Below are 26818 nucleotides of genomic sequence, written 5' to 3' on the forward strand. Positions count from 1 at the left end.
ACGCTCGTGTCGACAACCTCAGGACTGCACTGCGCGATCGAAGTCCGACTTCGGGTCGTTGATCTGGCCCAGGGCCACGATCTCGCGGCCGTAGAACAGCGCCTGCGTCCAGTCCATCAGCACGCGGAGCTTGCGGTTCACGGTCGGCATGAACGCCACGTGGTAGCTGCGGTGCATGAACCACGCCGGCACGCCCTTGAAGCGCAGGCCGAACACGTCCGCCACGCCCTTGTAGAGACCGAGGCCCGCGACCGAGCCGAGGTACTTGTGGAAGTAGTCCTTCGGCTGCTGGCCGCGCAGCGACTCGACGATGTTCTTCGACAGCAGCTTCGACTGGCGGATGGCGTGCTGCGCGTTCGGCACGCACGTCGCCGTCGGGTCCTCCTCGGTGCGCGAGAGGTCCGGCACCGCGGAGCAGTCACCGGCGGCCCACACGCCTTCGAGACCCTGGACCTGCATGGCGGCGGTGCACCGGACGCGGCCGCGCTCGTCGAGCGGGAGGTCCGTGTTGCGCAGCACCGGGTTCGCCTTCATGCCGGCGGTCCAGATGATCGTGTCCGAGTCGAACTCGGTGCCGTCGTCGAGGATGACGTGACCGCCCTCGAGCGACTTCACGCGGGTGTCGAGGTAGATCTTCATGCCGCGCTTCTCCAGCGCCTCGACGGTCCACGCGCCGAGCTTGGCGGACACCTCGGGCATGATCCGCCCGGCGGCCTCGACCAGGACCCAGTTCATCTCTTCGGGCTTGATGCCCTCGTAGTACCGAAGCGCATACCGCGTCATGTCCTCGAGCTCGGCGAGCGTCTCGATGCCCGCGAAGCCACCACCGATGACGACGAAGCTCAGGAGCTTCTTGCGCAGGTCCGCGTTGTTCGTGCTCGCTGCCTGGTCCAGGCGCGACAGCACGTGGTTGCGGACGTAGATCGCCTCGCCGATCGTCTTCATGCCGATGCCGACCTCGGCCAGGCCGGGGATCGGGAGCGTGCGTGAGATCGCACCCAGCGCGGAGACGAGCACGTCGTACTCGATCTCCTCGACGTGGCCGTCCGACAGCTCGGCGGTCACGATCTTGCGCGCGTGCTCGATCTTGGTGACGCGGCCGGTGACGACGTGGCAGCGCTTGAGCACCTTGCGCAGTGGAGCGACGACGTGGCGCGGCTCGATCGAGCCGGCCGCCGCCTCAGGCAGGAAGGGCTGGTAGGTCATGTGCGGCTGCGGGTCGATTACCGTCACGGACGCCTCACCGGAGCGCAGTTTCTTCTGCAGTCCGAGAGCCGTGTACATCCCGACGTACCCACCGCCGACAATGACAATCCGAGTGGGGTGCGACTTCACAGCAGCCATACACACATGGTCGCACCAGGACCCCCTTTTTCGCGCGTCCGAAGGGGCCGTTGTGACTACCGTCGCCGGGTGATGCGGGACACGATCGCGGCTGACCTGCGCCTCCACCTGAAGTCGAGCCGTTCTCCCTGAGAGTGTCGATTCAGATCCTCAGCGCGACGACCCCGATCACGACCGTCAGAGCGCCCAGTCCGAGCACTTCCACGAGCCCGATGCCGGTACCCGATGGGACGAACGCGGCGAAGGCCGTGAGGGCGAATGTGATCACTTGGACAATGGCGAACCGGCGCGCTGGTGCTTTCAGCGCAGCGGGCTCGATCCTCGTTTTCACCGGAACGACCGCAGCGAGCGCGGACGTCACGTGAATGAGGTGCAGCGCCGGAATCAGAACTAGCACTCCGAGCCGCAACGGGTGCCCGTCGGCGAACGCCATCGCCACCGCCGCGTAGCCGATCAGCAACGCCGCCCCGGCGCTCCCCGGCATCAGCGCGGTGAGCGCCGTCAGCACGGTGACGATCAGCAGCGGCGCGATCGACGAGGACTCCAGGTGCAGGACCAGCGCCACGGGCAACGCCGCGAGCACGACCGCCAGGCGCATCAGCATTCGCGCGTCACCGCCACCCCGTGCTCGGCCATGCGCCGCAGCCGCAGCCGGTGCTCCGCGGCGATCATCTCGGCCGCGACCTCACCCCACGGCGTCTCCGCGTCGGGTTCCAGCGGCATCGGCAGCGTGTTGATCGCCAGTACGACGTGCCCGTGCTTGCGCGTCTGCACGGCCAGTTCCGCGACGTCGTCGTCGAGGAACGGCGACAGCAGCACGACCACGCTCCCGTGCGGCAGCCTGCGCAACGCCACCCTCGACGACCACCCGGCGGCCTGCACGCACACGACGAGCTGCGTGCGGATGCGCATCAGGTGCCGCCGCCCGACGCCGGACCGCACGTTGAGCTGCGGCCGGGACAGGTCCGTCAACGCCACCCGGTCGCCTTGGCGCAAGTAGCCCGCGGCCATCGACGCCGCCAGCCGCACCGCCCGGTCGAGGCTGCCGCCGGGCCGCGTCGTCGCCCCGTAGTGGGGAGAGGCCCAGTCCGCCACGTCCGCGCCGACGTCCGCGCGGGTGTCCAGGGCCAGCACGATCTCCGCGTCGGCCTCGGCGTGCCGTTCGCGGACGTGCACGGTGCCGGTGCGGGTCGTGACGCGCCAGTCGATGCGCTTGAGCCTGTCCCCCGGCTGGAACGCCCTGATGTCGCGCAGTTCGGTCGAGTCGCCGGCGCGGGGTGAGCGGTGGATGCCGACCAGCCCGGCGGGCCGGGGCGGGAGCGGTCCGGACGGGTGGTGCTCGACCGGCGGCAGGATCGTGCGGACGTGCTCGACGCCCACGATCGGCCCGTAGACGTGCATGCCGTCCGGTCCGGCGAACAGGTGGTCCAGCCGCAGGTCGACACCGGGACCCCACGCGTCGCGCCGGATCTCGACCGGCAGGTCCGGCGAGTGCGCCGGCACCGCGCGGGCTCCACCCGGCAGCTTGACCACCGCGATCTCCGCGTCCGCGCCGTCGAGGTGCGCGACCGTGTGCACGACGCCCATGCCCGCTCCGCGCGGCACGGGACGGACGTCGACCTTCGGTGTGCCGCGGGGTGTGTGGGTGAGCAGCACGGACAGGACCAGCGGCACGCCGAACAGCACCAGTTCGACCTGGTGCAGGAACATCCCGCCGACGACGAGCCCGACGCCCAGCCAGACGGCGCGCGTGTACGCGTCCGTCGGGTGCCAGTGCGCGCCGTGCGACTGGGCGAACGCCTCCCTGATCTTGTCCGCCCTGCTCATGAGCTGGGCGGGCCCGGAACCTTGCCGAGCAGCTCGGTGACGACCTGCACGCCGTTCACGCCGGACGTCCACGTCTCGGGCTTCATCACGAGCCGGTGCGCCAGCACGGAGACAGCGCACTCCTTGACGTCCTCGGGCGTCACGTACGCACGATCGTCCAAAGTGGCCAGTGCGCGGGCGACGAGCACGAGTCCCTGCGCGCCTCGGGGTGACGCGCCGACCTCGACCGAGGAGTGGTTGCGCGTGGCGACCGCGAGATCGACGCAGTACCGCAGGAGATCGTCGTCCACTGTGGTCCGTTCGAGCTCGGCCTGCAGCTCGGCGAGCCTGCCGGGGGCGAGCACCGGCGCCACCTCGGCGTCCTCCCGCTGCCGCGCGAGCCGGCGGCGCAGGACCTCGACCTCCTCCTCCGGCGGCGGGTACCCGATGTCGAGCCGCACCAGGAACCGGTCGAGCTGCGCCTCGGGCAACGGGTAGGTGCCCTCGTACTCGACGGGGTTCGAGGTCGCGAGCACGTGGAACGGCCTGGGCAGCGGGAACGTGCGCCCCTCGACCGTCACCTGCCGCTCCTGCATGGCCTCCAGCAACGCGGACTGCGTCTTCGGCGGCGTGCGGTTGATCTCGTCGGCGAGCAGCAGCCCGGCGAACACCGGCCCCTGGTGGAACTCGAACTCGCGGCTGCCGGGGTCGTAGAGGAACGACCCGGTGACGTCCGCGGGCAGCAGGTCCGGTGTGCACTGCAGGCGGCGGAAGTCGAGGCTGAGCGCCTGCGCGAGCGACCGCGCGATCAGCGTCTTGCCCAGGCCCGGCACGTCCTCCAGCAGCACGTGCCCGCCCGCCAGCACGGCCGCGAGCGCGAGCCGCAGCGTGCGGGTGCGTCCGACGACGACCTGGCCGATCTCGTCGAGGACCGCCTTGGCCTCCTGCGAAATGGTCACTCGACCCTCCTGAGCCTCTCCGCGAGTTGTTCCGGATCCGGCATCTCGGACGCCTCGATCCCCAGTCGTGCGAGCCGGGCGCGGAACCGCTCCTGGTAGCGCCTCGGGTCCTCCGCCGCCTCGGTGAGCCTGCTCGCGAGCGTGCTGGCGAGCGCGGTGCTGATCGACCCGGGCGGCGGCGGTGCCGAGCTCCAGACGATGTCGGTGGCCCGCGGCAGCCTCGTGACCAGCACGCCGAACGCGGTGGGCGGCACGGCGAGTGCCGCGGCCCACGCCGGCGGGGCGCCGAGCAGCCAGATCACGACGCCGATGACCACCCCGGCCGCCAGTGCCAGCACGGTCTTCATGCGAGCTCCCGGACGATGCGGCTCAGCTCTTGCCGTGCCTGCTCGGCTTGCGCGGCCGTCACGTCCTCGTGCCCGAACCGTGCGCGTTGGTAGAGGTCCTTGAGCACCACCGCGTCCACGCCGAGCTTCTCGGTGAACTCGGTGGGCGTCTGGTGCGGCAGGCGTTCCTCGGCGGCTTCGAGCGCGAGCCAGGCGGCGATCACGGCGTCGCGCGGCGGCCGGTTCGGGTGCTCGGTGAACTGCTGCAACGCCTTCTCGACGCGCGCCACCACCGCGGACTCCCCGAACTCGGCGCCCTCGACCTCCACGCCGCGCACACCTCGGCGGCGGCGCCAGCGGGGCAGCTCGAACGCCAGGACGATCCCGATCAGTCCGAACAGGACGAGCCCGGCGAGCAGCACCAGGTACGCGGTGAGCGGCACGGCGAACACGCCGGGCAGCTCGTTCGGCAGCGGAACGTCCAGCTGCGCCTCGACGTCCTGCGGCGGCGGGCGGTCGTCGAGCCGGTCGACGAACGTGATCGGCGACGTGCCACCGGCAGCGACGACGACGATCAGCAACGCCGCCACCGCCACCCCCGCGCGCCACCACCTCATGCCGGTCAGCCTTGCACGGGCCGGCGGGGTTCGGATGATCCTTCGGCCAACTCGCTAGTCGAACGACTCGGCGGGCACCAGGCCGTCGAGGAACGTCCGGAGGTCGGGGGCCAGTGGCAGCTCCCACTCGTCGTCGGCGTCGAGCCACACGACCGACGGCTCACCGGTCGCCCCGCACGTCCGGTAGTCGAGAGCGATCCACCAGTGGCCGTCCCCGGTCAGCAGCACGACGGGCGACGGCAGCCCCCACTCCCGCACCAGGTAGGGCGTGTCGAGCAACGACGTGGTGCGCTCCGCCGTCCCGATGCCCATCAGGCTGTCGAACGGCGCGTGGTTCGGGGCCCACGAGGTCGGCTCACTCGTCGGGAACGCGGACCGCCCGGCCACGACGCCGCCGCCGTTCTGCACGCGCAGCAGCTCCAGCAACGCGTCAGGCAGCCGCACGCCCAGCACCGCCTCGGCCTCGCGGACGGCGTCGTCGGTGAGCGGTGCCTGCATGCCGTAGCTGTCCTCGGTCCAGAACTCCACGCGGCGGATCCTAAGTGGAACCCATCGCCCGTTTCAGCACGTCCTGCAACATCTCCTGGGTCAGCCTGCCGGTGTAGGTGTTGTGCGGGGACACGTGGTAGCACCCGAACACCCGCAGCCCGCCCATCTCGACCTCCACGCCGTGCCCGAACTTCGGCCGCTCCGGCCCCAGCAGCGGCAGGAACGCCTTCCACCCGAACCCGCCGAGCACCACGACGGACCGCAGGTTGGGCATCAGCGAGATCTCCTCGCGCAGGAAAGGTGAGCACCTGTCCCGTTCCGCGGACGTCGGCTTGTTGTCCGGCGGCGCGCACCGGACGGGCGAGGCCATGCGCACGCCGTACAGCTCCATGCCGTCGTCGCGGGCCCACGCGGTGGGCTGTGAGGCCAGGCCGGCCTCGTACAGCGCCCGGTACAGGAAGTCGCCGGACGGGTCGCCGGTGAACATCCGTCCCGTCCGGTTTCCACCGTGCGCGGCGGGTGCGAGGCCCACGATGAGCAGCGACGCGTCCATCGGACCGAAGCCCGGGACCGGTTTCGCCCAGTAGTCCTGGTCCAGGAACGCCGCGCGCTTCGTCACCGCGACGGACTCGCGCCACGCGACCAGGCGCGGGCACGCTCGGCAGGCCGTTATTCGATCGTCGAGTTCCGTAGTGTTGCTCCCATGTCCGAGGAGAAGACCGAAGAGAAGCCCGAGTCTCCCGCTGATGATCTGGTCACCACCCAGCACAGCATCGTCGTCAAGGGCCGCGAGCTGAACTACACCGCCACCACCGGGCGGATCGTGCTCAAGGAAGAAGTGCTCAAGGACGGCGTGTTCGAGGGCCACAAGCCCAAGGCCGAGGTGTTCGTGACCACCTACACCCTCGACGGCGCGGACCCGCTGAAGCGGCCCGTGACGTTCGCGTTCAACGGCGGACCGGGTTCCGCGAGCGTGTGGCTGCACATGGGGCTCCTCGGGCCGCGCCGGGTCCTCAGTGGCGACGTCGGCGACCTCACCGCCCCGCCGTACGGGATCGCGGACAACGAGGAGAGCCTGCTCGCCGAGAGCGACCTCGTGTTCATCGACCCGGTGTCCACCGGGTACTCGCGGGCCGCGCAGGGCGAGAAGCCCGGCAGCTACCACGGCTACCAGCCCGACATCGAGTCCATCGCCGAGGTCATCCGGCTCTGGACCTCGCGCAACGGCCGCTGGATGTCGCCGAAGTTCCTCTGCGGCGAGTCCTACGGCACGCTCCGCGCGGCCGGTCTCGCCGAGCACCTGCAGAAGAAGTACGGCATGTACCTCAACGGGCTCATGCTGATCTCGTCGGTGCTGGACTTCGCGACGCTGGAGTTCAACGAGGGCCACGACCTGGCCTACACGCTCTTCCTGCCGACGTACGCGGCCATCGCCAACTACCACGGCCTGCACGGCGACCGCCCGCTGAAGGAGGTGCTCGCCGAGGCCGAGGAGTTCGCGGTCCGCGACTACCCCTACGCCCTCGCCCGCGGCAACCGGCTCAGCGACGCCGAGCGCGCCGCGACGATCGAGAAGCTCGCCCGGCTCACCGGCCTGTCCGAGGAGTACGTGGACGCGGTCGACCTGCGCATCGAGCACATCCGGTTCTTCACCGAACTGCTGCGCCGCGACCGCAAGACGGTCGGCCGCATCGACTCCCGCTTCACCGGCTGGGACACCGACTACGGCCGCGAGGGCATCTCCGCGGACCCGTCCATCGACGCGATCCTCGGCCCGTACTCGGCGGTGCTCAACCACTACCTGCACGCCGAGCTCGGTTACTCCAGCGACCTGCCGTACGAGGTCCTCGCGCGGGTCATCGAGAACTGGTCCTACAAGGAGTTCGAGGGCCGCCACGTCACGACGGCGGGCAAGCTCTCGGCGGCGATGCGGGCGAACCCGCACCTCAAGGTCCACGTCGCGTTCGGCTGGTACGACGGCGCCACGCCGTACTTCGCGGCCGAGCACCTCATCGCGCACCTGCAGATCCCGAAGGAGCTCACGGCGAACATCGAGTCGGCCTACTACCCGGCCGGCCACATGATGTACGTCCACGAGCCCAGCAGGATCCAGCAGTCCGAGGACCTGGCGGCGTTCGTCCGGAACTCCTGCGGCACGTGATCCTCGACCTGTCCGACGACACCGTCCTGCACGAGCTCTGGACGGTGCAACGGCTGGCGTACGCCGTCGAGGCCGAGCTCATCGGCTTCGACGGCATCCCGCCGCTGCACGAGTCGCTCGACGAGCTCCGCGCCTGCGACGAGACCTTCCTCGGGCTCCACGACGAGGAGGGTCTCGCGGGCGCGGTGTCCTACCGGCTCGACGGGTCCACTGTGGACATCTGCCGGCTCGTCGTGCACCCGCGGGCACACCGCCGCGGCATCGCGTCGAAGTTGCTCGACGCACTGCCGGACGGGCCGCAGGTCGTCAGCACGGGCACGAAGAACGAGCCCGCGCTCGCGCTGTACCGCAGGCGGGGGTTCGTGGAGACGGGCACGCGCGAGGTCGCTCCGGGTGTGTCGCTCACCGACCTGAGCCGATGATCATCTTTCTCAACGGGACGTCCAGCTCCGGCAAGTCGAGCATCGCCGAGCAGCTGTTGCTGGTGCCGGACACCCCGTACTTCCACCTCGGCGTCGACGCGTTCGGTGCCATGCGCGCCGTCGAACGGACGCTGGAGCTCGACGGCCCCGCCCAGACCGAGGTCCTGCGCCGCACCAGGGCCGGCTTCCACCGGGCCGTGGCGGGCATGGCGCGGGCCGGCAACGACGTCGTGGTCGACCACCTGCTCAGCGAGCCGTGGCGTCTGCAGGACTGCCTCGAGGTGATGGACGGCCTGGACGTCGTGCTCGTGGGCGTGCACTGCCCTCCAGACGAGCTGGAGAGGCGCGAACGGGCCAGGGGTGACCGGGCGCCGGGGCAGGGCGCCGCGCAGCTCCAGAGCGTCCACCAGCACGGGCTTTACGACTTCGAGGTCGACACGAGCGCGCACAGCCCGCGCGAGTGCGCGCTCGCGATCAAGGAGTTCGTCAGCCGGGAGCCCACGAGGAGGGCCTTCGACGAGCTGAGGGGCCGCGCCCGCAGGCACGACCCCTCAGTCACCTAGAAACCGGTCAGACGACCGCGCGCTCCTCCGCGAAGTGACACGCGGCGGGGTGACCGCCGCCCCGCACCACGAGCTCGGGAACCTCGGTCGCGCAGATGTCCTGCGCCTTCCAGCACCGCGTGCGGAACCGGCAGCCCGACGGCGGGTCGATCGGCGAAGGCACGTCACCCGTCAGGCGGATGACGTCGCGCCGGCCGCGCTGGGTCGGGTCCGGTACCGGCACGGCGGACAGCAGCGCCTGCGTGTACGGGTGCATCGGACGCTCGTAGATCTCTTCCTCGGTGCCGATCTCCACGATCTTGCCGAGGTACATCACCGCGACGCGGTCCGACAGGTGGCGGACCACCGACAGGTCGTGCGCGATGAAGACGTACGAGAGACCCATCTCGGACTGCAGGTCGCCCAGCAGGTTCATGACCTGCGCCTGGATCGAGACGTCCAGGGCGGACACCGGCTCGTCGCACACGATCACCTTGGGCTTGAGCGCGAGCGCGCGGGCGATGCCGATGCGCTGGCGCTGACCGCCGGAGAACTGGTGCGGATACCGGTTGATGTGCTCCGGGTTGAGACCCACGGTCTCCAGCAGCTCCTGGACCTTGCGCTGCCGGTCGCCCTTGGGCGCGACCTCGGTGTGGATCTCGTAGGGCTCACCGACGATGTCGCCGACCGTCATGCGCGGGTTCAGCGACGTGTACGGGTCCTGCAGCACGATCTGGATGTCGCGGCGCAGCTTGCGCAGCTCCGCGCCCTTCATCGCGAACATGTCGCGGCCCTCGAAGCGCGCGAGTCCCGACGTCGGCGGTTCCAGGCGCATCAGCACCTGGGCCAGCGTGGACTTGCCGCAACCGGACTCGCCCACCACACCAAGGGTCTCGCCCTTGTTGAGGCTGAACGAGACACCGTCGACGGCCTTGACGTGGCCCACGGTGCGCTTGAACAGCACGCCGACGCGGACCGGGAAGTGCTTGACGAGGTTCTCGACCTCGAGGATGGGCTCAGCCACGAGCGACCACCTCCTCCGCGATGTGGCACCGGCTGGTGCGGCCCATGCCGAGGTTGTGCACGGCAGGGACCTCGGTGGGGCAACGGTCGAACGCCCGCGGGCAGCGCGGGTGGAACGGGCACCCCGACGGGATGTTGGTCAGCGACGGCGGCAGGCCCTTGATCGTCTTGAGCTCCTGGCCACGCAGGTCCACGCGCGGCAGGGACTCCAGCAACGACTCGGTGTACGGGTGTCCCGGCGCGCGGAACAGCTCGTAGACGTCGGCGTGCTCGACGATGCGGCCCGCGTACATGACCGAGATCCGGTCCGCGACGTCGGCGACGACGCCGAGGTCGTGGGTGATCAGGATCATGCCCATCTCGCGTTCCTTCTGGATCTCCGCCAGCAGGTCCATGATCTGGGCCTGCACGGTGACGTCCAGCGCGGTCGTGGGCTCGTCCGCGATCAGCAGCTCCGGGTCGAGGGCCAGCGACATCGCGATCATCGCGCGCTGCCGCATACCGCCGGAGAACTGGTGCGGGTAGTCCGAGACGCGACCCTTGGCGTTCGGGATCTTCACCTGGTCGAGGAGCTCGACCGCCCGCTTGCGGGCGTCCGCCTTGGACATCCCGCGGCGGACCTTGAGCTGCTCCTCGATCTGGAACCCGATCGTGAACACGGGGTTCAGGGCCGACAGCGCGTCCTGGAAGATCATGGCGATGCCCTCGCCACGAACCTGGCGGCGCTCTTCCGCCGACTGCTTCAGCAGGTCCTCACCGCGGAACTTGATCGAACCGTTGGTGATGAACCCCGGCGGCGTGTCCAGGATGCCCATGATCGTCTGAGCGGTCACGGACTTGCCGGAACCGGATTCGCCCAGCACGGCAAGGGTTTCGCCCGCCGAGACGTGGTACGAAACGCCGTTGAGCACCTTCGCGACACCGTCGCGGGTGCGGAATTCCACGTGGAGATCCTCGACCTCCAGCAATGGCTGAGTCACAGGATTCCCCTATCGGGACTTGGGATCGAGGGCGTCGCGCACGGCGTCACCGAGCATGACGAAGGCCAGCACGGTGATCGTGACGAAGCCGGCGGGGAACAGCAGCATGTGCGGAGCCGACTGGAAGTAGTCACGCGACTCCGAGATCATCACGCCCCACGACACCACCGGCGGACGCAGGCCGATGCCGAGGAACGCCAGCGTCGCCTCGGCACCGATGAAGGCACCCAGGGCGATCGTCGCGTACACCAGCACGGGCGCCACGGTGTTCGGCAGCAGGTGCCGGAACACGATCCGCAGCGGGGACGCGCCGAGGCCGCGGGCGGCCTTGACGTAGTCCTGCTGTTTCGCGACCAGGGTCGCCGAACGCATGATGCGCATGGCCACCGGCCACGACAGCACGGCGATCGAGAGCACCACCTGGGTGATGATCCGGAAGACGCCGGGGTTCTCCGTGGGCGCGTTGAGCGTCGTCAGGATGACGATCGCACCGAGCACGAACGGGATGCCGGCGAAGATGTCGCTGAACCGCGACAGCAGGCTGTCGATCCACGTCTTCGCGTAGCCGGCGATGATGCCGACGGTCGACCCGATCAGCACGGTCAGCAGCGTCGCGAAGATGCCGACCAGCAGCGACGCGCGGGCACCGTGCATCGCACGGGCGAAGACGTCGTAGCCCTGCAGGTCGTAGCCGAACCACGCGTCACCCGAAGGCGACTGCAGCGACTTGTCGAGGTCGGCCGCACGCGGGTCGACCGACGTGAACAGCGTCGGCCAGATCGCCATCAGGACGATGATCGCGATGATCACCAGCGAGATGATGAACGTGGGCTTGGTGCGGAGATCGCCCCACGCGTCGCTCCAGAGCGAGCGCGGCTTCTTCTGCTTCTGCGAGGAGTCGTCGACGTGGCTGAGCTGGTCGACACCTGCCGCCGCGGACGCCTCGAGTCCGGTTCCGCCGGACACGGATCCTGGGTCACTCATAGCGAATCCTCGGGTCGAGAACGGCGTACAGGAGGTCGACGATCAGGCTCATCAGCAGGTAGACGAGGACCAGCAGGGTCACGATGCCCGTGACCATGATGCCTTCCTTCTCCTGGATGCCGCGGAAGATCAGACCGCCGATGCCGTTGATGTTGAAGACGCCCTCGGTGACGATCGCGCCGCCCATGAGGGCGCCGAGGTCGGTGCCGAGGAACGTGATCACCGGGATCAGAGAGTTGCGCAGCAGGTGGATGCCGACGACGCGGGACTGCGGCTGGCCCTTGGCGATGGCCGTGCGCACGTAGTCCGCGCGCCGGTTCTCGACGATGCTCGACCGGGTCAGCCTGGCCACGTAGGCCATCGAGAGACTGCCGAGCACGAAGCCGGGCAGGATCAGTTCGCCGAACGTCGGATCGGAGCTGACCGAGGTGTCCATCAGGTCGAAGCCCTGCGGGCCGAGGTAGAGCCGCAGCACGAAACCGGTGACGAAGACCGGCAGCGAGATCAGGAACAGGGTCGAGACCAGGACCAGGTTGTCCAGGAAGCCCGACTTGCGCAGACCGGTGAGGACACCGGCGACGATGCCGATGACGGCCTCGATGATCAGCGCGATGATGCCCATCTTGAGCGTGATCGGCCACGAGGTGGCGATCTGCTCACCGACGGAGACGCCGTTGAAGGTGGTGCCGAAGTCACCGACGAGCAGGTTGCCCAGGTACTTGAAGTACTGGACGACCAACGGGTCGTTGAGGTTGAGCTTCTGGCTCATCTCGGCGATGTAGGCCGGATCACACGGCCGCTGGCCGCACTTGCCCGCGAAGGGGTCCTGCGGAATGGCCCAGACGAGGGCGTAGATGAGAAAAGTGGTCCCCAGGAAGACCGGTATCAGCTGCAGCAGACGGCGCAGCACATAGCGACCCATGAGGTCGGCTCCTTGCGTGGTGGGGGCGCCCAAGGTCCTGACACCGCACCGGCCCCGCGCCCGTAACGCTCGAGGGACGCGGGGCCGGACGGATCAGTCAGAACTCAGGTGTTCGGCAATCAGGCCTTGACGCGGAACGACTCCAGAGCGCCCTGACGCTTGAACGACATCTTCGCGGCGAGCAGGTTCTTGGAACGGCCGCCGATGCCCTTCTCGTTCCAGGTCGGCATGGAGGGCAGGTCCTTGGCGATGATGTCCTCCGCCTGCTGGTAGATCTTGATCGCCTCGTCCTCGTTCGCCGTCTCGTCGGCCTTCTTCAGAAGGGCGTCGACCTCGGGGTTCGAGTAGTTCGAGTCGTTCGACGAACCACCGGTGCGGTACAGCGGGTTGAGGAAGTTCTCGATCGACGGGTAGTCGGCCGACCAGTCCGAACGGCTCATGCCGGTCAGCTGCTTGCCGTCGACGATCTGGCGGAACGCACCGAAGTTGGTGGCACCGACGAACTCGCAGTCAACGCCGAGCGCCTGCTTGATGCTGTTGCAAGCCGCCTCGAGAGGCTCCTTGCGGCCACCGTCCTGGTTGGACTGGATGGTCAGCTTCTTGCCGGTGAAGCCCGACTCGGCGAACAGCTGCTTGGCCTTCTCCGGGTTGTACTTGCAGTACTCGCCGCAGGTGTCCGCGCGGTAGCCCTTGATGCCGGGCGACACGAAGCTGGTGGACGGCACGTACGAGCCGGCGAGCACGGTCTTCGTGATCTGCTCGCGGTTGATGGCCATCGAGACGGCCTGGCGCAGCTTCACGTTCTTGAACTCGGGGATGTACTGCGGGAACGCGATCGCGCTCTGGCCGAGCAGGTTGGCGTTCACGACCGCGTCACCGAGGTCGGCCTTGTACTTCTCGCCGACCTTGGCCGACGGGGGCAGGGCCTCCATGAAGTCCAGCTTGCCCGCGACCAGGTCCTGGTACGCGGTCTCCTGGGAGGAGTAGATCTTGTAGTCCAAGGTCTTGAAGTGGACCTTGTCCTCGCCCTTGTAGTCGTCGAAGCGCTCCATCTTGATCAGCGCGTTCGGCGTGCGGGAGACGAACTTCAGCGGGCCGTTGCCGATCGGCTTGGCCTCGGCGGCCTTCGGGTCCGCGAAGAACGAGTCGGCCATCGGCGAGAACGGCGTGTAGCCGATCATCGTCGTGAAGACCGAGGTCGGGCCGTTGAGGGTGACCTTGAACTCGTAGTCGCCCACCAGCTCGAGACCGGACATCTTGTCCTTGGCCGGCTTGGCGTTCTCGTCGGTCGGGTGAACGTCCTCGAAGCCCGCGATCGGGGAGAAGAACGATGCCGCCTGCTGCGCGTTCGGCGCGTACGCGGCCCAGTTCCAGGCGTCGACGAAGTTCTTCGCCTTGACCTCGGTGCCGTCGTGGAACTTCCAGCCCTGCTTGAGCTTGATCGTGTAGACCTTCGCGTCACTGGTCGTGATCGAGTCGGCCATCAAGTTGTAGGGCGCGCCGTCTTCGGTCTTGTAACCGACCAGCCGCGAGAACAGCGAGTCGGTGACCTTGCCACCGCCGGCCTCGGTCGTGTTGGCCGGGAACAAGGTGCTCTTGGGCTCGGTGCCGTAGATGGACACCGTGCCGTCCGGGTTGTCCTTGCCATCGGTGGCATTGGTGCTACCGCCACCGCCGCCGCATGCGCTGAGCGTCATGGCGAGCGCGGTGGGAAGAACCACCCACGCAACCCGTGATCGCGACATCAGTCTCTCCCGCCTTTCCCCGGCGCCGCTCCGCAGATATTGCGTGCGCGCGCCTCCCCGGGAGGTCTCGTCCACCTCCCAAAACGTGAGAGGACGTTAACCGGGGCGTCCAGCAGTACGCGCACTGAAATCGGTCACAAAGTCGTCACGATCACCTCAAGCGCACCTTAATTCGGCGCTAGACCAGCGAAAACGCGATGCCGTCGAGGATGTCGTGCTCGCTGCACACGAGCGTGCGAATTCCCGCGCGATTTTCCAGTTCGTCGGCAATCGCACGCAGTACCACTGCTCCACCGCAGATCACGTCCACTCGACCGGGGTGCATGGGTCCCAGCGAGGCACGCTCATCATGCGTCATGGAGAGGATACGGTCGGTGATTTCACGAACATTGTCAAGTGTGATGCGACTCAGGTGAATATCGTCGCTGTTGTACACCTCCAGCCCCTGGACCAGGGCTGACAATGTCGTAACCGTGCCGGCGACGCCGATCCACGTCTTGGTCTTCTCGACCGGGACGACTTCGAATGCTTCTTTGACGGCCGCACGCGCAAACGCTTCCGCCTGCGCGATTTCGTCCTCGGTGGGCGGATCGGACTTGATGAACCGCTCCGTGAGCCGCACGCAGCCGATGTCCATCGACCTCGCGGCCTCGACGTCGGAGCCCGTGCCGAGGACGAACTCGGTGCTGCCGCCACCCAGATCGGTGACGAGGAAGGGTCCCTCGTCCGGGTCGAGGTCGGCCACCGCGCCGAGGTAGGACAGCCTCGCCTCCTCGTCCCCGGTGATCACCTCCGCGGGCGCGCCGAGGATCTGCTCGGTCATGCTGAAGAACTCGTCGCGGTTGCTCGCGTCACGCGTGGCACTCGTCGCGACCATCCGTGCGGTCTCCACGCCCTTGCGTTGCATCGTGCGCGCGTAGTCGAGGAGGGCTTGCCGGGTGCGTTCGATGGCGTCGGGGTGCAGACGCCCGGTCGCGTCCACGCCCTGCCCGAGCCGGACGATCTTCATCTCGCGGTGGACGTCCCGCAGCCACGCCGTGCCGTCGTCGCGCTTGGTCACGTCGGCGATCAGCAGCCGGATCGAGTTGGTTCCGCAGTCGATGGCCGCAACGCGCGACATGATCACTCCTCGTCTCGGTGGAGCGGCCAAACCTACGCGTCGCGACCCCGGTGCCCCACTCAGCCGGAACGCGACGCGCGCCACTCGTCCGCGAGCATCGCGTAGACGAACTCGTCGCCCCACTCGCCCTTGAAGATCTCGTTCTGCACGAAGTGCGCCTCGCGCCGGAACCCGAGCCGCTCCATGAGCCGCCACGACGGGTCGTTGCGCGGGTCGCAGCGCCCGATGATCCGGTGCAGACCCAGGTCGGCGAACCCGAGCCGCAACATCACCTCGGTGGCCTCACGGGCGAGCCCCTTGCCCTGGTAGGCCGGGTGGAAGATGAAGCCGGTCTCGCCCTGCCGGTTCTCCTCGCTCAGGTAGTTGAGGTTGACCTCGCCGATGACCTTGCCCACCTCCGGCCAGTAGACGGCCAGCACGAAGTAGTCGCCCTCGGCGGCGAGGTGGTCCTGCTCCACCTTCTTCTTCAGCGCCTCCGCGACCTGGTCGCGCTCGCGGGCGTCCCAGTAGAGGTAGCGGGCGACGTCGGGCAGCGACTGGTAGGCGTACAGGTCGTCCAGGTCGGACTCGGTGAAGGGACGCAGGACGAGGCGGTCCGTGGTCAACGGGTAATCGGGTCGCAACACGCTGTGATCCTATGCAACGGGGACTGGTCGGGGAGTGAGAAAGCGAAGACCGGCGGCGCAGACGGCCACCGTGAGCACACCGCAGGCCGTGGCCAGGCCGAACGCCGCCGCGCTGCCCGCGAGGTCCGCGAACGCGCCGCCCGCGGCCGAGCCCGCCGCCATGCCGAGCGTGACGCCGCTGCCCACGACGGCGAACCCCTCGGTCAGGCCGCGCCGGGGCACCAGGGACTCGACGAGCGCACTGCCCACGACGAGCAACGGCGAGATGCCCACGCCGAGCAGCAACACGGCCAGGCACATCGTCACGACCGACCCGGCGAACAACGCGGGCACACTGCCGCAGGCCAGCACGGCCGCGGTGAGCAGCAGCCGGCGGGGCAGCCCCAGCTGCCAGCGGAGGAGCCCGAACGTGAGCCCGGCGACCATGCTCGCGAACGTCATCAACGCGAGCAGCACCCCGGCCGCACCGGGGTCCTGGTGCTCGCCCGCGAACTTCACGGCCGCGACGTCGATCGCGCCGATCAGGCCACCGGCGGCGAAGTAGACGGCGGTGAGGACCTTCATGCCGTGGACGCGGATGACACCGGTGCGCGGTTCGTCGCGTGCTTCGGCGAACCGCGGTGCGGTGCGCGGTTGTGCGGCCAGCGCGAGCCCGCCGGCCACGGCCAGCACGACCGCGCCGAGCAGGCCCGCAGCCGGCGTCAGCTGCACGGACAACCAGACGACGAGCAACGGCCCGAGGATGTAGATGACCTCGTCGACCACGGCTTCGAGCGCGTAGGCCGCCTGGATGCGGTCGCCCGCCACCACGGCCCACCGCGCGCGGACCAGCGACCCCATCGGGATCGACGTGAGCCCGGCGACGGCCGCCGCCGGGAAGTACGTCCACGCGGGAGCGCCCCAGACGACGGCCGCGACGAGCACGCCGACACCGGCCCCGTGCGCGAGTGCCGACCAGACCAGTGTCCGCGACTGGCCGTGCCGGTCGGCCAGCCGGGCGAGGAACGGGCCGCTGACCGCCATCGCGATGCCGAACACCGCCGAGACACCACCGGCCAGCGAGTACGACCCGGTGAGGGCGGACACCATCAGCAGGCACCCCAGCGTGCGCATGGCCATCGGGAGCCTGCCGACGAAACCCGCCGTCACGAACGCCGCCGCGCCCGGCAGCGCCAGCAGGGCGCGGTACGTGCGCATCAGCGTTGCCGGCAGCAGCCGTGCACGGCCGACTCCGAGTGGTGCCAGTAGTGCGCGGGGTTCTGCACGGCCGAAGGCGCGTCCGGACGGACTTCCGTCGTGCTCAGCGCCGCGGGTCGCGCGACGCGGAACGGCGCGAGGAGGTCCGGCACGGTGTGCATCATCCCGCCGACCATGACCTGCCGCACCGCCGCGGCCTTGCCGATGTCCCGCAACGGGTCGCCGTCGACGAACACGAGGTCGGCGAGCAGGCCGGGGGCGACGGTGCCGAGCCGGTCGGCGAGTCCGAGCACCCGAGCCGCGTCACGGGTGGCCGTGGTGAGCGCCTCGAACGGGGTGAAGCCGTGCTTCACCATCACCCGCAAGTTCTGGTGGTAGCTCACCCCGATGTCGTCGAGCGCCGCGTCGGTGCCGCACGCCACCAACCCGCCGCCGCGATGCACGCGCAGCAACGCGTCCACGTCACCGGCGGTCCACGCCCGGTACAGCTCCGCCCACGGTGCGGCGGCGTCCTCCGCCTTCTGCAGCAGCCGCCGGTACTCCCAGTCCGGGAACAGCACCTTCGTCCGCTCGTCCTCGATCAGCGACCTGTCCTCGAGGAACAGCTCGCTCGCGAACAGCGTCGTGGAGGACATCCACATGCCGCTCGCGACGAACAGGTCGACCGAGTCCTGCGAGGTGCGGCCGGCGCCGTAGCTCAGCGTGCGCGAGTACCCGAGCCGGTTGCCGCCGCCGGTGTGCTCCATCCCGTCGAGACCGGTGATCGCGGCCGGGTAGAGGTAGTGCGAGGTGACCGGAACGCCCTGCTGGTGCGCGCGTTCCACGATCCGCCGCTCCAACGCGACCGGCATCCGCATGTACGACTTGAGCAGGTCGTACTCGAGGCCCTGGGCGCGGTCGAGCTCGCGCTCCAGCTGCTCGCGGTTCATGGTCGTGCGCATGAAGTTGTAGTAGGCCCTGGTGCCGTCGAGCGCCTCGCCGGTGCCGAAGAACCTCGGCCCCACCCGGGTTCCGGCCGCGAGCGCCTCCCGCGTCTCCACCATCTGGTAGGCCGGGTCGCCGGGCGAACGGCTCGTCGTCACGCCGTACGCGAGCCACGCCCGTCCCTGCCGGTCGCCCCACTGCCGGCCGCGCAGGTGCCAGTGGTTGTGCACGTCGATCATGCCGGGCATGACCGTCAACGCCGACGCGTCGACCACCCGGCCCTTCGCCCTCCCCTGCGGCAGGACCGCGGCGATGCGGTCGCCTTCGAGCACGATGTCGACGTTCTTGCGCAGTTCGGCGCTCTTGCCGTCCCACAACGCGCCGGCCCGCACGACCACGCGTTCGGCGGACCGCTTGGCCTTCCACGTCAGGTCGAGCGGGATCGTCCGCGCCGGGCCGCCGTTCAGTCCGACGAGCCGCAGCCTGCCGTTGGAGAGGTACAGCACCCGGTCGCCGCTGACCGACACCGAGTCGGTGACCTCGTCGCTCAGGCGCACCGGTTTGCCGGTGATCCGGCCCGCCGCGTCGACGGGCACCTTCCACAGCAGGCTCTCCGCGACCACGACGAGCCAGCCGTCCGTCCACACCGGACCGTCGTCGCCGCGGGTGGCGATCGAGCGTTCCGGCGCGATCGGCTGGTAGGTCACGGTGCCGGACGCCAGGTGCGCGGTGAGGACCTGGTTGTGGCCGGACGTGCTGCGACGCGAGTACGGCCTCACCGCGGCGAGCGCGATCGTGCCGCTGTCGGGCGACCAGGTCGGCCTGCCGGGCTGGTACATGGCGGGCAGCACCTTGGTGACGGCGCCCGCCTCCCAGACCCAGGTCGCGCCGGCCTCGTCCTGGTAGGCGATCTTGCGGCCGTCCGGGGAGACGCACGGGGTCAGCTGGGCGTTGGGCAGGGAGGTGATCTGCCGCGAGGCACCCGTGGCCAGGTCGTGGCTCCACAGGTTCGCGGTGCCGGCGCGGTCGCTGACGAACACCAGGGACCGGCCGTCCGGGAACCAGTCGGGATCGGTGTCGAAGTACGCGTCGTCGGTGATCCGGCGGGCCTTGCCGCCCTCGACCGGCAGGAGCCACAACGAGTTCAGCGCGCGGAACGCGATGGTCCGGCCGTCCGGTGAGAGCACCGGCCCCGCGATGCCCTTGACCTGCTGGGGCGCCGAGGGGGCGAAGTCGCGCGGCTTGCGCTGGTAGTTCCGCTGCCGCAGCACCGGTGCGGCGACGACGAACGGGATGTCGCTCGCCGCGCCACCGAGCACGCGGCGGCGGATCCCGCCGTTGGTCGCGTACACGATCTCCTTGGCGGACAGCCAGTTCGGCCCGAACGGCGCCACGTCCTCGCCGTCCGCGACCACCGCGCCGTCGACCACCACGGCGGTCTTGGAGCCGCGGGCCTCGACGTACCCGAGCTTGCCGTCGGGTGCGTAGCTCGGCCCGAACACGGTGTCGGCGTCGGACTTCCGCACTTCGGCACGTGCGCCCGTAGCGATGTCGGTGGACTCGACCGTCGTGTCGTTGACGACGTAGACGACCTTGCGTCCGTCGGGCGACCAGGACGGCTGGGCGTGCTTCTTGTCGCCCTCGGTCAGCACCCGCAGCACGCCGGTCGCGATCTCCAGCAGCCAGACGTGGCTGGCGGAGCCGCGGTCGGAGGCGAACGCGACCAGCCTGCCGTCCGGGGAGAACGCGGGCTCCTGGTCGTAGCCGGGACCGTCGGTGAGCCTGCGCAGGCCGGTGCCGTCGGCGTTGATCGTCCACAGGTCGTAGGTGCCCTCGCGGAACGACTGGAACACCAGCGACCTGCCGTCGGGCGCCCAGTTCGGCTGCGTCGAGTCCTGCACGTCGTCGGTCAGCCTGCGCGCCCTGCCGCCGCCGACCGGCACCAGCCACAACGAGTTGAGCGCGTCGAACGCGATGGTCCTGCCGTCCGGCGACACGTGCACCCGCGGACTCGTCGACTCGCGCAGCTCGACCAGCTTCGTGCCGGTCTCGTGGTGCGGTGCGGCGGTGGCGGTGCCCGCGGTGAGCCAGATCGCGCCCGCTCCGGCGGCGACCTGGCCACCCCTGCGGAACACGTCCCGGCGCGAGACACCGGGTGTGTCAGATGTGGACACTCAGATTCTCCTGTGCGCGGTGGTGAAACGGGGATCACCGTGGTGGTCCGGGTGGTTGGTGATGCCGGTGAGGACGCCGGTGTCGCGCATCAGCGCGGCGACGACGGCCACCTGCGGGTCGCCGTGCTCGACGGCGAACCCGCCGCCGGGCCGTGCCAGCCGGGCGGCCAGCGCGATGACGTGCCGCAGGACGAACGTGCCGTCCGAACCGGCGTACATCGCCATCAGCGGCTGGTGCTCGCTCCACTCCGGCAGCATGTCCACGTCCATCGGCACGAACGGCGGGTTGGCGACCACGAGGTCGACGGCGCCGTGCAGGTCGTGGAACAGCTCCGGGTCGGTGACGTCTCCCTGCACCAGCCGGATGGCCGTGTCTCCCGCCTCCGCCCGCTGCTTGGCGTTGCGGAGCGCGAAGTCCAGCGCCACGTCGGAGAGTTCGACGGCGTGCACGGTCGCGTCCGGCCGGGCGTGCGCGATGGCCAGTGCCAGCGCGCCGGAACCCGTGCAGAGGTCGACGACCACGGGATCGGAGACCCCACGCAGACGTTCGAGTCCCCACGCCAGCAACGGTTCCGTGTGCGGGCGGGGCACGAACACCCCCGGGCCGACGGCCACCCGCACCCCGCCGAGCTCGGCCCAGCCGGTGACGTAGGCGAGCGGGATCCGTTCAGCTCGCTGTGCCACCAGCCGGTCCAGCTCCGCTGCCTGCACCGCGTCCAGCTCGGCATCGGGTTCGAGCACGCCGAGCACGTGTGCCGCGAGCACCTCGGCGTCCGATCGCGGCGCCCACACGCCGGCCGCGGTCAGCTTCCGTTCCGCGTCGGCCAGCGCGTGGGCCAGCGGCCGGGACGTCATCAGCTCCCCGACGCCGTGCGGCTGGCGGCGTAGTAGTCGCGCAGCGCCTTCACCAGGCTCGGGTGGATGCGCGACGAGGCGAGCAGCTCCGGCGGCGGCGTGAACTGCGGGTCGAGCTCGTCGGCCCACCGCTGGTAGGACGCCGTCAGGTTCTTCTCGATGATCACCGGCCAGTCGACCGGCACCTGCCAGTTGTACTCGTAACCGGTCGCCAGCATGTGCGTCACCGCGGTCTCCACCGTCTCCTGGCGGGTCGCGGTCTGGATGGGCGAACGCACGGGCTGGAACACGTCGAGGTCGTGCGCGGGCTTCTCGCCCAGGATGCGGGCCGTCATCTCGCCGGCCAGCAACGGCGACAGGTGCAGACCGTCGCGGTAGGTGCCGGTCATCATCCACAGGCCGTCGAGCTCCGCCTCGCCCAGCAGGGGGAACCCGTCGAGCGCGACCGGCCGGTTGCCGACCTGGATCTTGTCGATCCCGCTGTCCCAGAGGTTGCGGCGGACCTGCTTGTTCACGCAGTCGAGCAGGAACAGCACGTCCCGCATGACGGGGGTGTCGACGGGGTCCGGCGAGATGATGTTCGTCGCGCCCACGTAGACCTTGCCCTGGCTGCGCGGCACGACGTGCAGGCCGCACGCGAACGCCCTGTTGGGCGTGCGGATGACGCTGTCCGGCGAGGTGCCGTCCTCGGTCTTGACCAGCACCGACACGCCGTAACCCGAGACCAGGCGCGGTACCCGTGACGCCACGTCCGGCACGGTGTCGAGCAGGTCCTGGGACTTGGCGCCCGCGGCCAGCACCACGTCGGGCGCGCTCAGCCGGGTGCCGGACTCCAGCACGACGCCCTCGACCTTGCCGCTCGCGTACTCGACGCGGGAGGCGAACTCGGGGATGACCGTGCCGCCGGCCTTGAGGAACGCGTTCTGCAGCTGCAGGAGCAGCGCGTGCGAGTCCACCGCGTGCTCGCCGGGGATGTAGAAGGCGCGCAACGGCCGTGAGCTCGGATGCGGGTCGAGCCAGTCGACGTCCGCGGGGTCGACGTCCTCGAACGGCGCGTCGTAGCGGCGCATCTCGGCGCGGATGGCCTCGAAGTTCGCGTCGTCGATGCCGGGCACGCCAATGGTGTTGAGCATGACGACGGTGCCGTTCGCGGTTCGCACGTCCACGCCGTCGGTCTCGGCGGCGAGCTCCGCCGACCACTCCGGCCACAGCGCGGTGGCCGCGATGTCGAGCTCCAGCTTGGAACGGCCCTCGTCGCTCGCCACGAGCGTGGTGGTGACCTCGCCGAAGCAGCCCAGCATCGCGCCCGCCGCGGTCGAGGCGGCGTACGGGCGGTGCGGCTGCCCGAGCAGCGCGACCTTCTGCCCGCGCCGGGCCAGTGTCAGGGCGACGGACGAGCCCAGAGCACCGTTGCCTACGACGACGACGTCGAACACCCTGGTGCCGGTGTTGACGGTTTCATTGGTGCTCAACGGTTTTCACGCCCTCCGGTAGGTGCGGTCAGTCCCAGGACCTCTGCCGCGCTTTCGAGATGTGCCTGCTCGTGCAGTGACGACAGGGCGAACCGGATCAGGCCGGTGCCCCTGGCCACGGTGGGGAAGAACGCGGGCAGGATCAGCAACCCCGCCTCCTTCAGCCGCCGGGCGACGTCGAACGCCTCGTCCTCAGTCGGGTACAGGGCTCCGCGCACGGGTGAGCGCAGGCCCGCGTTGACCAGCTGGCCGCCGGTCAGCTCGTCGAACTGGTCGGTGTTGTGCCACAACCGCTTCTGCAGCGCGGCGACCTCACCGGTCAGGTGCAGCTTCGCCGCGGCGACGTTGGCGGCCAGCATCGGCAGCATGATGGAGTGCCCGAACACCAACGGGTTCGCGAACTTCCGCAGCTTCAGCACGTCCGCCTCGGAGGGCACCAGGGCGAAGCCGCCGGAGCCACCGAACGCCTTGGACAGCGAGCCGGCGATGACCACGTGCGGCGGCAGGCGGTCGCCGAGGACCTCGAACGCGTAGCCCGCGCCGCGTTCACCGGCGATCGAGATGCCGTGCGCGTCGTCGATGTAGAGGTGACCGCCGTGCGGTTCCAGCGCCGCCAGGATCCCGGTGACGTCGATCAGGCCGCCCATCGACCCGACGCCGTCGACCAGCACGATCGGCGTACGGCCCTCGCGGGTGTTCAGCGCGGTGGCGAGCGACTCGGGGTCCTGCAGGTCGAACCGGCGGACCGGGCCGATCTGCTCCAGCAGGCCTCGCAGGATCTGCATGGACGCGTGGGCGGTCTTCTCCACCAGGAACAACGCGCCCGCGTCGGCCACCGGGTAGCTCGGCAGCACACCGGTTCCCAGCAGCGGCAGCAGTCCCAGGTGGACGGTGCCGACCGAGGTGAAGGCGACCGGCCGGTTCCCCTGGTAGACCGCGCCGAGCAGCTCTTCCAGCTCACCGAGGTAGTGCGGCCGCATCCGGTTGCGCGACGAGGAGAAGTGGGCGCCGAAGCGCTGCAGCGCCTCCGAAGCGGCCGCGACGAGGTCCGGGTGCTCCTCCAGCCCGAGGTACGAGCAGGAGACGAACTCCACGGCGTCGCCGCCGTCCTGGAGCTGCACGCGTTTGCCCTCGCGGCCGACGATCACGTGCCCGGTCAGGCCTTCGTCGAACGCGCGGTCGAGCGAGTCGGACGTCTTGCCGACCCGGGACTCCACCCAGTTGGCGGGTCGCTGCACCTGCGTCATTTCTCCTCCATCCCCTCGAAGATCCGCTCGCACAGCTCGCGGTGGTGCGCGAGCCCGTCGCCGAGGAAGCCGCGCAGCTCGTCCAGCAGGTCCGCGAAGGCCGCCTCGTCGCCGTTCTCGACCACGTCGGCGACCCTGCGCATCCCGTTCGCCAGCGCGGCACGTGCCTGGGGCGCATGGGGGTTCGCCGCCTGGACGTCCCAGTAGACCTCCGGCGTGCCGCCCGCGATCCGTGCCAGCAGCGCCAGCAGGGTCCGGTGCGGTGGCGGGGCGACCGCGGTCAGGGCGTCGGCATCGACGTCCAGTTCGGCGAGCCCGAGACCGAACCCGAGCACCGCCGCGTGCGTCAGTGCCTGGGAGGCGGCCGCCAGGCGGTCGTGCTCGGGCGCCGTGACCTCGACGACCCGCGCGCCCCAGGAACCCAGCAGTCGCAGGAAGTCCCGCGCCCGTGGGCCGTCACGCACCACCACCGCGGCGATCGGCCGTCCCCGGACCGGCAACGACGGCGCGAACATCGGGTTGACGCTCACCGCTTCGAGTCCGGTCGCGCGGACGGCCTCCACCACACCGGACTTCACCGAGAGCGTGTCCACGAGCAGCGTGCCTGGCTCGAGGGACAACGCCTTCACCGCGTCGAGCGCCACCTGTTCCGGCAACGCGACCACCACGACGTCGGCGTCCAGTTCCCGGTCCGGTGCGGTGGCGTCGAAACCCGTGGCCAGGTCGAGCACCTCGACCTCACCGGACTCGCGCAGCCGCTCGGCGAAGAGCGAGCCCACCGCGCCGGAGCCACCGATGACCGCGTACCTCACCGGTCCTCACCCACGAGCTGGGCCGCGGTCGCGGCGACGGCGGTGAGCATCGCGCGGGACTTGACGACGGTCTCCTCGAACTCCTCCGCCCGGTCCGACAGGGAGACGATCGCACCGCCGACGCCGAACGTCACGTGGTCGTCCGTGACGACCAGCGTGCGGATCACGATGTTCAGGTCGGCGGCGCCGGACAGCGAGAACCAGCCGAGCGACCCGGAGTACACGCCGCGCGGCCCTTCCTCCAGCCGGTCGATGATCTCCATCGTGCGCACCTTGGGCGCGCCGGTCATCGAGCCGCCGGGGAACGCCGCGCGCACGCAGTCGACCGCCGACCGGTCCGGCAGCAGCGTGCCGCGGATCGTGGACACCAGCTGGTGCACCGGCGCGTACGTCTCCACCGCGAACAGCTTCGGCGCGTGCACCGACCCGACCTCGCAGACCACGTTCAGGTCGTTGCGGACCAGGTCGACGATCATCAGGTTCTCCGCGCGGTCCTTCTCGCGGCTGAGCAGGTCGAGCCGCAGCGCCTCGTCCTGGGCCGGGGTCGCGCCGCGCGGGCGGGTGCCCTTGATCGGCTTCGACTCCGCCACCCGGTCGGCCCCGATGCTCAGGAACCGCTCCGGCGACGCGCAGAGCACCGCGACACCGGGGAAGTCCAGCAACGCGGCGTAGGGCACCGGGCTGATCCGGCGCAGGTGCAGGTAGGTGTGCAGCGGGTCGACCCGCGCGCGCACGGTGACCTCGTTGGTCAGGCAGATCTCGTACGACTCGCCGTTGCGGATCTCCTCCAGGCACGCGTCGATGCGCTCGAGGTAGGCCTGCTCGTCATGGCGCCGGTCGAACGGCACCGGGCCCGACTCCAGCAGCACCGCCGCGTCCGCGGGTTCGGGCGCGGGCAACAGCTCCACCCGCTGGGCCGTCTCCTCCAGCCAGTCGCGGTTCTCCTCGCCCAGCGCCAGCACGTAGGTCGTGCCGGTCCGGTGGTCCAGCACGACCGCGCGGTCGCAGAACAGCAGCGACGCGTCCGGCGTGCCCGCCGAATGTGCCGGCGCACCACCGGTCTCGGCCTTCAGCTCGTACCCGAGGTAGCCGACGTACCCGAGGTTGAAGTCGAACGGCAGGCCGGGCGTGCTGGTCGAACGCAGCCGCAGCTGTTCGTCGAGGTAGTCGAAGAAGGGCTGGCGCACCAACGAAACCGAGCCGTCGGAGCGCCGCACGTCGACCACACCGTCGGCCACCCGGTAGGTGACGTGCTCGGCCAGCGGACCGGACCCGCCGCCCAGGAAGGAGAACCGGGACACGCCGTCGATCACCGCGCTGCTGTCGAGCCAGAACCCGTGCTGCCCGGCGGCGAAGAACTCGCGGTACACCGCCTCCGCGTCCGGCAGCACCGGCACCTGCCGGACGTGCACCGGCAGTCCACCGGTCGGCTCCGGCCGGCGGCGTGGCGCTGGCACGTACGGGTCGGCGGTCGCAGCGCGTTCGCCCATCACCAGGTCGCGGAAGTTCGCGAGCAGTTCACGGCCGTACTCGCTGCTGATCGACTCGGGGTGGAACTGCACGCCCCAGACGGGCCGGGTGCGGTGCCGGACCGCCATCAGGATCCCGTCCGGCGTCCAGGCGATCGGCTCCAGCTCGTCGGGCAGCGCGGTGACCGTCAGCGAGTGGTAGCGCACCACGTCGAACGGGCTCGGCAGACCGCGCAGGATGTCGACGCCGTCGTGCAGCACCGGCGAGATGCGGCCGTGCATGGGCTCCGGCGCGTGGCCGACCTCGCCGCCGAACAGGTGCGCGATCCCCTGGTGCCCCAGGCAGACCCCGAGCACCGGCAGGCCTCCGTCGAGGATCGCGCGGGCGCTCACCCCGAAGTCGCGCTCCCGGTCGGGACGGCCGGGTCCCGGCGAGATCACGACGGCGTCGAACTCGCTGAGGCGTAGGTCGGACCACTCGACGTCGTTGCGCACGACGACCGGAGGCTCCCCGTTGACCTCGCCCAGCAGCTGGTGGAGGTTGTAGGTGAACGAGTCGTAGTTGTCGATCAGGATCGTTCGCATCGCGGGCGCCGCTCCTC

25 protein-coding genes are annotated in these 26818 nt (G+C 69.9%); 3 read left to right on the plus strand and 22 right to left on the minus strand.

Annotated elements, in window-relative coordinates; all coding sequences use genetic code 11:
• Positions 1–18 precede the first annotated feature (18 nt).
• The 8 genes from DFR72_RS15035 to DFR72_RS15070 form a co-directional block, all read right to left on the minus strand.
• On the minus strand, positions 19–1344 hold the full coding sequence (locus DFR72_RS15035; RefSeq protein WP_090065550.1) for an NAD(P)/FAD-dependent oxidoreductase: 1326 nt from the start codon (positions 1342–1344) through the stop codon (positions 19–21).
• Between the two features lie 142 nt (positions 1345–1486).
• A complete protein-coding gene (locus tag DFR72_RS15040) occupies positions 1487–1948 on the minus strand; it encodes a hypothetical protein (protein WP_090065549.1) in 462 nt (153 codons plus the stop codon).
• Positions 1942–3171, minus strand: a complete 1230-nt coding sequence (locus DFR72_RS15045) for a DUF58 domain-containing protein (protein WP_090065548.1) — start codon at positions 3169–3171, stop codon at positions 1942–1944. The genes DFR72_RS15040 and DFR72_RS15045 overlap by 7 nt, the downstream gene beginning before the upstream one ends.
• The gene (locus DFR72_RS15050; protein ID WP_090065547.1) at positions 3168–4109 is read right to left on the minus strand and encodes an AAA family ATPase; all 942 of its coding nucleotides are present in this window, start codon (positions 4107–4109) and stop codon (positions 3168–3170) included. Before DFR72_RS15050 ends, DFR72_RS15045 begins: the two co-directional genes overlap by 4 nt.
• Entirely contained in the window at positions 4106–4456 is a 351-nt protein-coding gene (locus tag DFR72_RS15055; RefSeq protein WP_090065546.1) for a hypothetical protein, read from the minus strand. The genes DFR72_RS15050 and DFR72_RS15055 overlap by 4 nt, the downstream gene beginning before the upstream one ends.
• Positions 4453–5052, minus strand: coding sequence for a DUF4129 domain-containing protein (locus DFR72_RS15060; protein WP_090065545.1), 600 nt, complete (start codon positions 5050–5052; stop codon positions 4453–4455). The genes DFR72_RS15055 and DFR72_RS15060 overlap by 4 nt, the downstream gene beginning before the upstream one ends.
• Positions 5053–5106: 54 nt before the next feature.
• On the minus strand, positions 5107–5580 hold the full coding sequence (locus DFR72_RS15065) for an SMI1/KNR4 family protein (RefSeq protein WP_211335431.1): 474 nt from the start codon (positions 5578–5580) through the stop codon (positions 5107–5109).
• 10 nt (positions 5581–5590) lie between these two features.
• The gene (locus DFR72_RS15070; RefSeq protein ID WP_211335440.1) at positions 5591–6214 is read right to left on the minus strand and encodes a uracil-DNA glycosylase; all 624 of its coding nucleotides are present in this window, start codon (positions 6212–6214) and stop codon (positions 5591–5593) included.
• A gap of 30 nt (positions 6215–6244) precedes the next feature.
• Here DFR72_RS15070 and DFR72_RS15075 point away from each other — a divergent pair, with 30 nt between their 5' ends.
• Genes DFR72_RS15075 through DFR72_RS15085 form a run of 3 tightly spaced genes read left to right on the plus strand, consistent with a single transcriptional unit; the run spans position 6245 to position 8687 of the window.
• The gene (locus tag DFR72_RS15075; protein ID WP_090065544.1) at positions 6245–7702 is read left to right on the plus strand and encodes a S10 family peptidase; all 1458 of its coding nucleotides are present in this window, start codon (positions 6245–6247) and stop codon (positions 7700–7702) included.
• Positions 7699–8124: a GNAT family N-acetyltransferase gene (locus DFR72_RS15080; RefSeq protein ID WP_090065543.1), complete on the plus strand. Its 426-nt coding sequence runs from the start codon at positions 7699–7701 to the stop codon at positions 8122–8124. Before DFR72_RS15075 ends, DFR72_RS15080 begins: the two co-directional genes overlap by 4 nt.
• Entirely contained in the window at positions 8121–8687 is a 567-nt protein-coding gene (locus DFR72_RS15085) for a chloramphenicol phosphotransferase CPT family protein (RefSeq protein WP_090065542.1), read from the plus strand. Before DFR72_RS15080 ends, DFR72_RS15085 begins: the two co-directional genes overlap by 4 nt.
• A gap of 7 nt (positions 8688–8694) precedes the next feature.
• Here DFR72_RS15085 and DFR72_RS15090 read toward each other — a convergent pair whose 3' ends face one another.
• The 14 genes from DFR72_RS15090 to pabB form a co-directional block, all read right to left on the minus strand.
• Complete coding sequence (locus DFR72_RS15090; RefSeq protein WP_090065541.1) at positions 8695–9690, minus strand: ABC transporter ATP-binding protein; 996 nt, start codon at positions 9688–9690, stop codon at positions 8695–8697.
• Positions 9683–10669, minus strand: coding sequence for an ABC transporter ATP-binding protein (locus DFR72_RS15095; protein WP_090065540.1), 987 nt, complete (start codon positions 10667–10669; stop codon positions 9683–9685). The genes DFR72_RS15090 and DFR72_RS15095 overlap by 8 nt, the downstream gene beginning before the upstream one ends.
• A gap of 9 nt (positions 10670–10678) precedes the next feature.
• Positions 10679–11653, minus strand: coding sequence for an ABC transporter permease (locus tag DFR72_RS15100; protein ID WP_090065539.1), 975 nt, complete (start codon positions 11651–11653; stop codon positions 10679–10681).
• Positions 11646–12575: an ABC transporter permease gene (locus DFR72_RS15105; RefSeq protein WP_090065538.1), complete on the minus strand. Its 930-nt coding sequence runs from the start codon at positions 12573–12575 to the stop codon at positions 11646–11648. The genes DFR72_RS15100 and DFR72_RS15105 overlap by 8 nt, the downstream gene beginning before the upstream one ends.
• A 119-nt stretch (positions 12576–12694) precedes the next feature.
• A complete protein-coding gene (locus DFR72_RS15110; protein WP_245982965.1) occupies positions 12695–14272 on the minus strand; it encodes a peptide ABC transporter substrate-binding protein in 1578 nt (525 codons plus the stop codon).
• Between the two features lie 226 nt (positions 14273–14498).
• Positions 14499–15440, minus strand: coding sequence for a Ppx/GppA phosphatase family protein (locus DFR72_RS15115; protein WP_090065827.1), 942 nt, complete (start codon positions 15438–15440; stop codon positions 14499–14501).
• Between the two features lie 59 nt (positions 15441–15499).
• Positions 15500–16066, minus strand: coding sequence for a GNAT family N-acetyltransferase (locus tag DFR72_RS15120; protein WP_090065536.1), 567 nt, complete (start codon positions 16064–16066; stop codon positions 15500–15502).
• A 9-nt stretch (positions 16067–16075) separates the two neighbouring features.
• A complete protein-coding gene (locus DFR72_RS15125) occupies positions 16076–17263 on the minus strand; it encodes an MFS transporter (protein ID WP_090065535.1) in 1188 nt (395 codons plus the stop codon).
• Positions 17263–20361 carry an amidohydrolase family protein gene (locus DFR72_RS15130; protein WP_090065534.1) on the minus strand — a complete coding sequence of 1033 codons (3099 nt, stop codon included), beginning with the start codon at positions 20359–20361 and terminating at the stop codon, positions 17263–17265. The genes DFR72_RS15125 and DFR72_RS15130 overlap by 1 nt, the downstream gene beginning before the upstream one ends.
• Positions 20362–21216: a N5-glutamine methyltransferase family protein gene (locus tag DFR72_RS45540; protein WP_170176275.1), complete on the minus strand. Its 855-nt coding sequence runs from the start codon at positions 21214–21216 to the stop codon at positions 20362–20364.
• Positions 21216–22688: an NAD(P)/FAD-dependent oxidoreductase gene (locus tag DFR72_RS45545; protein WP_170176276.1), complete on the minus strand. Its 1473-nt coding sequence runs from the start codon at positions 22686–22688 to the stop codon at positions 21216–21218. Before DFR72_RS45545 ends, DFR72_RS45540 begins: the two co-directional genes overlap by 1 nt.
• Positions 22685–23935 (minus strand): aminotransferase class I/II-fold pyridoxal phosphate-dependent enzyme, encoded by a 1251-nt coding sequence (locus DFR72_RS15140; protein ID WP_090065533.1) that lies wholly within the window; start codon positions 23933–23935, stop codon positions 22685–22687. Before DFR72_RS15140 ends, DFR72_RS45545 begins: the two co-directional genes overlap by 4 nt.
• A complete protein-coding gene (locus DFR72_RS15145) occupies positions 23932–24747 on the minus strand; it encodes a prephenate dehydrogenase dimerization domain-containing protein (protein ID WP_090065532.1) in 816 nt (271 codons plus the stop codon). Before DFR72_RS15145 ends, DFR72_RS15140 begins: the two co-directional genes overlap by 4 nt.
• Positions 24744–26801, minus strand: coding sequence for an aminodeoxychorismate synthase component I (gene pabB, locus DFR72_RS15150; protein WP_090065531.1), 2058 nt, complete (start codon positions 26799–26801; stop codon positions 24744–24746). The genes DFR72_RS15145 and pabB overlap by 4 nt, the downstream gene beginning before the upstream one ends.
• Positions 26802–26818 lie beyond the last annotated feature (17 nt).

Source organism: Lentzea flaviverrucosa, assembly GCF_003350445.1.
Lineage (GTDB): Bacteria > Actinomycetota > Actinomycetes > Mycobacteriales > Pseudonocardiaceae > Lentzea > Lentzea californiensis.

Bases quoted from the DNA above. Each gene is read 5' to 3' on its own strand.
- DFR72_RS15075 (WP_090065544.1), top strand. From the start codon at position 6,245: ATGTCCGAGGAGAAGACCGAAGAGAAGCCCGAGTCTCCCGCTGATGAT.
- DFR72_RS15035 (WP_090065550.1), bottom strand. From the start codon at position 1,344: ATGGCTGCTGTGAAGTCGCACCCCACTCGGATTGTCATTGTCGGCGGT.
- DFR72_RS15055 (WP_090065546.1), bottom strand. From the start codon at position 4,456: ATGAAGACCGTGCTGGCACTGGCGGCCGGGGTGGTCATCGGCGTCGTG.
- DFR72_RS15115 (WP_090065827.1), bottom strand. From the start codon at position 15,440: ATGTCGCGCGTTGCGGCCATCGACTGCGGAACCAACTCGATCCGGCTG.
- DFR72_RS15085 (WP_090065542.1), top strand. From the start codon at position 8,121: ATGATCATCTTTCTCAACGGGACGTCCAGCTCCGGCAAGTCGAGCATC.
- DFR72_RS15045 (WP_090065548.1), bottom strand. From the start codon at position 3,171: ATGAGCAGGGCGGACAAGATCAGGGAGGCGTTCGCCCAGTCGCACGGC.
- DFR72_RS15125 (WP_090065535.1), bottom strand. From the start codon at position 17,263: ATGCGCACGTACCGCGCCCTGCTGGCGCTGCCGGGCGCGGCGGCGTTC.
- pabB (WP_090065531.1), bottom strand. From the start codon at position 26,801: ATGCGAACGATCCTGATCGACAACTACGACTCGTTCACCTACAACCTC.
- DFR72_RS15105 (WP_090065538.1), bottom strand. From the start codon at position 12,575: ATGGGTCGCTATGTGCTGCGCCGTCTGCTGCAGCTGATACCGGTCTTC.
- DFR72_RS45540 (WP_170176275.1), bottom strand. From the start codon at position 21,216: ATGACGTCCCGGCCGCTGGCCCACGCGCTGGCCGACGCGGAACGGAAG.
- DFR72_RS15040 (WP_090065549.1), bottom strand. From the start codon at position 1,948: ATGCTGATGCGCCTGGCGGTCGTGCTCGCGGCGTTGCCCGTGGCGCTG.
- DFR72_RS15060 (WP_090065545.1), bottom strand. From the start codon at position 5,052: ATGAGGTGGTGGCGCGCGGGGGTGGCGGTGGCGGCGTTGCTGATCGTC.
- DFR72_RS15100 (WP_090065539.1), bottom strand. From the start codon at position 11,653: ATGAGTGACCCAGGATCCGTGTCCGGCGGAACCGGACTCGAGGCGTCC.
- DFR72_RS15110 (WP_245982965.1), bottom strand. From the start codon at position 14,272: ATGACGCTCAGCGCATGCGGCGGCGGTGGCGGTAGCACCAATGCCACC.
- DFR72_RS15140 (WP_090065533.1), bottom strand. From the start codon at position 23,935: ATGACGCAGGTGCAGCGACCCGCCAACTGGGTGGAGTCCCGGGTCGGC.